The organism is uncultured Desulfovibrio sp. (genome assembly GCF_949282365.1).
GTDB lineage: Bacteria > Desulfobacterota > Desulfovibrionia > Desulfovibrionales > Desulfovibrionaceae > Desulfovibrio.
Map to the genome: position 1 here is coordinate 1 of NZ_CASDOY010000068.1, position 7247 is coordinate 7247.

Here is a 7247-nt window from a genome sequence, read left to right on the forward strand (position 1 = left end):
CCATCCGGGAAAATTCCCTTTCCCCTGCCCTTTCGGGCCCGGCCGGCTCATCGGCGCGAACGGCCTTATGCGCCTTTTCAGCGGCGGCGTCAAGCCTTTTCGCAAACGAAAAAAGGGCTCCGCCATGAAAACGCGACAGGACCTGGGCAGGCCGCGGCGCACAGGCCCTCGTGCCTCAGTCCTGCGCCACGATGATCCGGCTGCCCACGCGCAGGCTCTGGGCGTCGATGCCGTCGTTCCAGCGCTTGAGGTCGTCCACGGAGACCTCGTTCTTGCGCGCGATGCCCCACAGACTGTCGCCGGCCTGGACCACATAGGTCTTCTGCCGGCCGGCGGCTGCCCCCTTCGCGCGCCGGGCGGGCGCGCGGTCGGCGGCGTCCTCCTGCGCGGCGGCTCCGCCCTTGCCGGGGATCACCAGACGCTGCCCCACATGGAGCTGGCTCGGGTCGTCGATATCGTTGCAGGACTGCAGCTCGCTGACGGAGACGCCGAACTTGCGGGACATGCCGTAGAGGGTATCGTTGGGGCGCAGCACATAGACGCCGCCCGTGGCGGACGCCGCCTCGCGGGCCTCCTGCCTGCGGCCGGAGGCGGAGCTTTTGCGTTCCGGCCTGCCGTCAGCGGCGGCCACGGCCGCAGGCGACATGGAGATGCCGCGCGGCAGCAGGAGGGTGTCCCCGGCATAGATCTTCGTCTTGCCGGGGTTGGCCGCCCGGATGCGCTCCAGGGGCACGCCGCTGCGCTTGCTGATCCTGGCCAGGGAATCGGACGTGGTCTGCACCCTGGTGGGACGCCAGTTGGCAAAGGCCGAGGCCTCGGGCGAGCGCAAAAAGGCCTGGGCCTGGGCCTCGTTCTGTACCGGCACATAGACGAAGGTGGAACGCTCCGTGGACGAAATGGTGCGCTTGTGATGCAGGTTGTTTTCCTGGAAGCGTTCCCAGCTCAGGCCGCAGGCCCGGCTCAGGGCGATGAGGTCGGTGCCGGGCCGGGCCGTCAGACGGCGCACCGGTGCGGGCTTGTCCAGATCCACGGGCGCGAAGCCCAGCTGGGTCAGGTTGCGCATGATCTTGCTCATGGCCAGGAAGCGCGGCACATATTGCACGGTCTCGGGCCGCAGGCGGGCTTTTTCGTCCAGCTTGTGGTTGCGCTCCACCACTTCATAGAAGTTGCGCGCGCCGGTGCCTTCCTTGGCACGGCTCATCTTGCCTTCGCCGGCATTGTAGGCGGCGATGGCCGTGGGCCAGTCGCGGAAATCGCCGTACAGCTTCTGCAGGTAGTCGGCGGCGGCCTCGGTGGCGCGGTAGGGGTCCAGGCGTTCGTCCAGCCACCAGTCCTGGGTCAGACCGTATTTCATGCCGGTGTAGGGCATGAACTGCCAGGCCCCCAGCGCGCCCACGCGGGATTCGGCATTGGGCCGGTAGCCGCTCTCCACCAGGGCCAGGTAGGCCAGCTCCTCGGGCATGCCGCGCGAGCGGAAGACCTTGCGCGCATAGCCCAGATAGGGCTCGGCGTTCTGCGAAAAGACGCTCATGGTGCCGCGTCCCTTGCGCAAAAAATGCTTGTACTGCAGGGCCACGTCCGGCAGGGAGGCCTTGTGGATGTTGCGGTCGATCTGGGCCGTGGTCTGGAAGGCCGCGACTTCCGCGGGCGTCAGGGGTTCCCCGCCCTCGTCCCCGGGGATGATGAGCGAGGGCATGGACAGGGGCTGCCCTTTTTTCTGCTTTGAGCCGCACCCGCCCGCCAGCAACAGGCAGAAGGCCAGGATACAGAGCAGCACCAGACGTGCGCGGCCCCTGCCGGACCAGTCAGGAAAGGACATGCTTCCTCCCGTGCTCCCGGCTTGCCATGCGCCGGGAAGCTGCGTACACAAAAAACGGATCGAGGGACCTTTCCGGCCCCTCCCTGTTGCAAACGCCCCCAGTCATGCCGGAGACGCCATGAATCGAACTTCCGAGACCCCGCTCCTGCCGGGCATGAAGCCCGTGCTGGAACTTCTGCGGACCGACCCGCAGCGCATCGACCTTGTCTTCTGCAAAAAAGGCCTGCGCACGCGCGATGCCCAGGACGTGCAGCAGCTCTGCCGCCAGAACGGCGTGCGCTTCAGCCTCATGGACCAGGCGGCCCTGGACAGGCTCTGCCGCGAGGCCGCCCGGCAGGACGGCAACGAGGCCGCGCCGCTCAATCATCAGGGGGTCGTGGCGCGCCTGACGGCCACGGATTTCCGCGATCTGGCGGACGTGCTGCGGGCCGCGGCCGAAGCACCCCTGCCGCTGGTGGTGGCCCTGGACCAGGTGCAGGACCCGGGCAATGCGGGCACCCTGTGCCGCACGCTCTATGCGCTGGGCGGCGCGGGCCTGATCCTGCCCCGCCACAACAGCGCCTATCTGGGCCCTGCGGCCCATCGCGCCGCCGCGGGCGCGCTGGAGCGCCTGCCCGTGGCCCGTGTGACCAATCTGGCCCACGCGCTGGACGAAGCCGAAGAAGCGGGCTTCACCATCTACGGCGCGGGCTGCGGTCCCGATGCCGCCGACGCATTCGCGCACGCCATGCAGCTGCCCGCCGTACTGGTGCTGGGCAACGAGGACAAGGGCCTGCGCCCCGGTGTGGCCAAACGCTGCAGCCGCATGCTGCGCATCCCGCTGGCGCGCAGTTTCGACTCGCTCAATGTGGCCCAGGCGGGGGCCATCCTGCTGGGTCTGGCCGCCATGCGCCGTCAGGGGTAGCAAAAACAGGCCCCTGCGCCGCATGCTGGGGGAAAAATAGCTTGGCCGCCAACAGGCGTCAACAGGAAAGCGCGCGGCAGACGCCGCGGGACAGGGGGCTTCCGCCGGGAAGCGCCCCTGTTTTTTTGCGCCCTTTCCCGGCGTGGCGCACCGGGACAGAAGGGACGCGGCCCCGGCCTGCGTTCCGGCTGCCGTCGCGGCCCCGGGCAGGGACCGCGGACGGGGAGCGCGCTCCTGTTGTCCGGGACGGCCGTTCGCCGCTGGCGGCCCGTACGCCGCTTGCGATTGCCACCATCGTGCTGCCGCCGTCCCCTGGGGCGCGGCCTTTTGCCGGGCCACACGGGTGCGGGGCTCCCTCGTGGTGCCGATGCCGGTGATGGACGTCGGTGATGGACGGTTTCGGGCCCCGCACGCCTGCGCCCCCTTCCCCGTCCCGCCCCCTTGACTTTCCTGCCGCCCGCTTTATTATGAAATATATTTCAAATGAAGGACCTACCATGCGACCGCAGAAACTACGCACCATCACCGCCGAGCCCTGCTGCCGGCGCTTTTTTCCCGAGACCGGGGGCAAGGCTCCGGCCATGAGCCTGGGCCTGGACATGCTGGAGGCCCTGCGCCTGGCGGATGCCGAAGGTCTGCCGCAGGAGGAGGCCGCCCGGCACATGGAGATCTCCCCGCCCACTTTCTGCCGTCTGCTGGCAGAGGCCCGCAGGCGCGTGGCTCTGGCCCTGACCGAAGGCCTGCCACTGGTCATGGAGGGCGGCAACGTGCGGCTGCGCAGCGCCGGGGAACGGAACGGGCAGGCCTGCCGGGGCCGGCATGGGCACGGCGGCCGCAGGGACGCGCAGACGCCCCTGACGGAGCCGGCTCAGGGGCAGGACCGCGACGTGCCCGGCGGTCCGCCGCACGGCGGACACGGCTGCGGACGCGGCAGGAGGCAGCGGATGCGGCCCTGAGTACGGGGCAAGAGACGCAAACCGGCGCAGACGGCAGCGATGCCGTGAGGGGCGGCGCAAGGAGCGATGCACATGATCTGGACAAAACTCGGCATGGGCCTGCTGGGCATGGCGGGCAAGGGACTGGCCGGGAGCGGCCTGTTGCAGGCCCTGGGCCAGGGGCTCGGCGCTGGCAAGGGCGGCGGCAGGGGCTCCGCTGGCGGTCCAGGCGGCAAAGGCTCGGGCGCTGGCCGCGGTATGGGCACGGGACAGGGACGCGGCAAGGGCGGCGGCCCGGGCGGCGGAGGCTGCCGTCAGGCGGACGCCTCTGCCCTGGACGGGATCCTGGCCGACCTGCTGCAACGCCGGACCACGGTGGGCGAGACCGTACGCGGCCTGCTGCTTCCGGCGCGCAACGCCGCCGCGAGAGAGACCATCGATGTGCAGGCCCTGCCGCAGGACAGAACGGCAACGGATGCACTGCCATCGGACGCCGTGCCGCCGGAAGTGGCAGCGCAGCGGGAAGCCGACATGGAAGCCGCCTTGCGCGCCCTGCTGGCCAGCATCCACCATTTCAGCGACGGCCGGGTCCGCCTGCGCCATCCCCTGTTCCACGAAAGCGACACCTTCGAGGCCCTGCACCGGCTGCTCTGCGACGGCACCGGCATCGCGGAGGCCGGCTTCAACGCCGTTACCGGCTCCGCCCTGCTGACCTATGACCCCGCGCGGCTCAGTCGCGAGGATGTCCTGTTGCGGGCCCTGCCTCTGGGTGCCTGCCTGCTGGAGTGGGAGGCGCGGCACCGGCCCGCCTGATGTTTCCGTGGAGCATCCGGGCAGCCCGATATCCTGCCCGTATGCTCCTGCACGATGCGTCCGGCGGGATGCCCCGACGGATGCGTCCGCCGTATGCTTTTGCGGAATGTCTGCGGCCCGTCCGTCCACGGAAAGATGCTCAGGTCCGGGACCGCCTTCTCGGAACGGGCCGCAGACTCTCCAGCGGCATGGCGGCCGCAGGCGCTGAAAGGCAGCGGCCGCTGTCCGGTCAAGGCCGGGCGACGGATCACGGCCGGACAACAGCCGCAGCGCCAAACGCGCGCCGGATCGTGTCCGGCACGAACAGCATGGCCGCAGGCCAGGCGCGGGACCGCGCCTCCCCTTGCGGACGAGGGGGTCATGGCGGGCGGTCTTTTCCCCTCTCATTATGAAACATATTCCAAAACTCAAAGGTGAAACGTCATGCACGATCAATCTACACGCCATGAGGCCGCTCAAGGCCGTCGGCACGGGACAGGGCAGCGGGCACAGGACTGTCAGGAGCAGCGCAACGGCGACCACGGGACGGCATACCGGAACGGCTGGAACAGGGCGGACGCGCCGGACGGCCCGGACAGGCGGGACCCGCAGCCCGGCCGCCTTCCCGACGGCAACGGGCAGGACAAGGGAGAAGGCAGGGGCCGGTGCCGCCGCCACGGCCAGCGCGACCGCCTGCCGGACAGCCGGGGACAGCACAGGCACGGGACAGGAACGGGCCAATGCCGTCGCCACGGCCGGGATCAGGCGCACGGACGCCGCCGGGGAGCCCGGCCCGGTGCCGCGTCCGCCGGGCGGGAAGCCTGAGCCTGCCGCCTGATGTGACGGCGACGCGATGACGCCCCCGGCCGCGGCTGCGCCCGTACCTGAAAAGGGCATAAAAAAGGAGCCTGCCAGTGACAGGCTCCTTGATATATCTCAGGTGCGGCGGGAACTTCCCCTTCCCGTGGGCTGCTGTCCGACGGCCGGCATGGAGGCGGGCCGGGGGCAGCGGACGGGACGGCACACGGGGAGGGCGCGCAGCGGCGCCGCTCCCCCTGGACCGGGCCTTACGACGGGACCTAGGCCGGGACCTTGGGCGGACGGGGACCGAAGATGTCCGTACCGATGCGCACCAGGGTGGCGCCTTCGGCCACGGCCGCGGCGAAGTCGCCGGACATGCCCATGGAAAGATGGGGCAGGGGCAGGCCCGTACGGCCGCGCAAGTCCTCGCGCAGGCGGTACAGGCGGGCGAAATAGGGCCGCGCGGCCTCGCCGGCGTCAAAGACGGGCGGCAGGCACATCAGGCCCTGCAGGGCCAGATGCGGGCAGTGCGCCAGCACATGGTCGGCCAGCTCCGGCAGGTCGGCGGCCGTGATGCCGGCTTTCTGGGGCTCCTCGCCCACATTGATCTCGCAGAGCACGGGCTGGACCACATCCAGCGCGGCGGCGCGCTTTTCCAGGGCGTCGGCCAGCTTGCGGGAATCCAGGGTATGCACCAGGGCAAAGGCCCCGGCCACCTGGGCGGCCTTGCGGCTCTGCACATGGCCGATCATGTGCCAGCGGATGCCCCGGCACTGGGGCCGCGCCACCAGCTCCTGCCGTTTCTGCAGGGCCTCCTGCACATAGTTCTCGCCAAAGTCCACCTGTCCGGCGGCGGCCACGCAGGCCACGTCTTCGGCCGGATGCAGTTTGGACACGGCCACCAGACGCACCTCTTCCGGCTTGCGGCCGGCGCGGGCGACAGCTTCGGCCAGCCGCTCCAGCACGGAAAGGTAGCGTTCGCGCAAGGCGCTCTCATCCATGACGCTTTCCTCTACAGGGATTCGGCCCCCATGCCCAGCTCGCGCAGGAAGGCCGTGTCTTCGGTCCAGTTCTCGCGCACCTTGACCCACAGTTCCAGATGCACCTTGCCGCCGATGAGCTCGCGGATGTCCTGGCGGGCTTCCATGCCCACCTGCTTCAGCACCGAGCCGCCGCGGCCGATGACCATGCCCTTGTGCATGGGCCGGGCCACATAGATCACGGCGTTGATGATGGTCTGCCCGCGTTCCGGGTCTTCCTCCCAGTTCTCCACTTCCACGGCGATGCCGTAGGGCACTTCCTGGCGCAGGTGCAAAAAGAGCTTCTCGCGCACGATCTCGGCGGCCATGAAGCGCACCGGCGCGGTGGAGATCTGGTCTTCAGGGAACTGGGCCTCGCCCTCGGGCAGCTTCTGCCTGATGAGCCGCGCCAGCTCCGGCAGGCCGTCCTTGTTCAGGGCCGATACCGGGAAGATCTCGGCACGGGGCCACATCTCGCTGAGGCGGGTCAGCAGGGGCAGCATGCGGCTCTTGTCGGCAAAGAGGTCCACCTTGTTGACCACCACCACCATGGGCCGCTCGTCGCTGGCCAGGGCCTCGGCCACGGGGGCCAGGTCGCGGTCCAGATATTCGGGATGCCGGATATAGAGGTGGGCGTCCAGCACGGGCATGATGACGTCGGCCTGGCCCAGGCTCTGCCATACGGCCTGGATCATGGTCTTGCTCAGGCGGCCGCGCACCTGCGACAGGCCGGGCGTATCCATGAAGATGGTCTGGGCCTCGTCATCGGTCATGATGCCCACGATCTGGTTGCGGGTGGTCTGGGGCTTGGGCGTGACGATGGTCACTTTCTGGCCCAGCAGGCCGTTGAGCAGGGTCGATTTGCCGGCATTGGGCGGGCCCATGAGCGCCACCCAGCCGCAACGGTGATTCTGACCGTTCATTCTTGTCATCCTCGTATATATCTCAATGAAACATGATCGTCCGAAGCCCTGTCT

At 69.3% G+C, this 7247-nt stretch carries 6 protein-coding genes; 3 read left to right on the forward strand and 3 right to left on the reverse strand.

Annotation, left to right across the window (positions count from 1 at the left end):
* Positions 1-175: 175 nt before the first annotated feature.
* The gene (locus tag Q1X76_RS09580; RefSeq protein WP_300719577.1) at positions 176-1819 is read right to left on the reverse strand and encodes a lytic transglycosylase domain-containing protein; all 1644 of its coding nucleotides are present in this window, start codon (positions 1817-1819) and stop codon (positions 176-178) included.
* Positions 1820-1937: 118 nt separating this feature from the next.
* On the opposite strand from Q1X76_RS09580, the gene Q1X76_RS09585 reads away from it, so the two are divergent.
* From Q1X76_RS09585 to Q1X76_RS09595, 3 genes are all read left to right on the forward strand, one after another.
* Positions 1938-2723 carry a TrmH family RNA methyltransferase gene (locus Q1X76_RS09585; protein WP_300719579.1) on the forward strand — a complete coding sequence of 262 codons (786 nt, stop codon included), beginning with the start codon at positions 1938-1940 and terminating at the stop codon, positions 2721-2723.
* 497 nt (positions 2724-3220) lie between these two features.
* The gene (locus Q1X76_RS09590) at positions 3221-3679 is read left to right on the forward strand and encodes a DUF134 domain-containing protein (RefSeq protein WP_300719581.1); all 459 of its coding nucleotides are present in this window, start codon (positions 3221-3223) and stop codon (positions 3677-3679) included.
* Positions 3680-3751: 72 nt separating this feature from the next.
* Positions 3752-4471, forward strand: a complete 720-nt coding sequence (locus Q1X76_RS09595; RefSeq protein ID WP_300719583.1) for a hypothetical protein — start codon at positions 3752-3754, stop codon at positions 4469-4471.
* Positions 4472-5529: 1058 nt separating this feature from the next.
* Here Q1X76_RS09595 and Q1X76_RS09600 read toward each other — a convergent pair.
* Positions 5530-6252: a YggS family pyridoxal phosphate-dependent enzyme gene (locus tag Q1X76_RS09600; protein ID WP_300719585.1), complete on the reverse strand. Its 723-nt coding sequence runs from the start codon at positions 6250-6252 to the stop codon at positions 5530-5532.
* An 11-nt stretch (positions 6253-6263) separates the two neighbouring features.
* Positions 6264-7193, reverse strand: coding sequence for a GTPase Era (gene era / locus Q1X76_RS09605; protein ID WP_300719588.1), 930 nt, complete (start codon positions 7191-7193; stop codon positions 6264-6266).
* Positions 7194-7247: the final 54 nt, after the last annotated feature.

Coding starts and splice junctions, on each gene's coding strand:
- Q1X76_RS09585 (WP_300719579.1), top strand. CDS start 1,938: ATGAATCGAACTTCCGAGACCCCGCTCCTGCCGGGCATGAAGCCCGTG.
- Q1X76_RS09595 (WP_300719583.1), top strand. CDS start 3,752: ATGATCTGGACAAAACTCGGCATGGGCCTGCTGGGCATGGCGGGCAAG.
- Q1X76_RS09580 (WP_300719577.1), bottom strand. CDS start 1,819: ATGTCCTTTCCTGACTGGTCCGGCAGGGGCCGCGCACGTCTGGTGCTG.
- Q1X76_RS09600 (WP_300719585.1), bottom strand. CDS start 6,252: ATGGATGAGAGCGCCTTGCGCGAACGCTACCTTTCCGTGCTGGAGCGG.
- era (WP_300719588.1), bottom strand. CDS start 7,193: ATGAACGGTCAGAATCACCGTTGCGGCTGGGTGGCGCTCATGGGCCCG.
- Q1X76_RS09590 (WP_300719581.1), top strand. CDS start 3,221: ATGCGACCGCAGAAACTACGCACCATCACCGCCGAGCCCTGCTGCCGG.